Raw genomic sequence first — 281 nt, forward strand, 5'->3', positions numbered from 1 at the left:
ACGAAGACCAGCAGGAAGGTTCCGATCGCCTCCGTGAGCAGGTTCGCCTTCACGTCCCGGATCGCGGGACCGGTCGAGTAGCAGGCGAGCTTGAGGCCGGCATCCTCGGTCTTCGCCAAATGGGCGAGGTAGGAGAGCCAGACCAGTGTCGCCCCGAGGAAGGCCCCGGCGAACTGACCCGCGATGTAGGGGACGACCTTCGAGGCACCGCCGCTCGCATAGGCGAAGGCCAGCGTCACCGCCGGGTTGATGTGGCCCTGCGAGCCAGCGGCGATCGCCAC

1 protein-coding gene is annotated in these 281 nt (G+C 67.6%); it reads right to left on the reverse strand.

Annotated features, from left to right (window positions below; all coding sequences use genetic code 11):
- Positions 1 to 281: aquaporin (locus tag ACLBXP_RS26050; RefSeq protein ID WP_447670674.1), on the reverse strand; the 281-nt coding region annotated here is incomplete at both ends.

This window comes from Methylobacterium sp. A54F, from assembly GCF_053346035.1.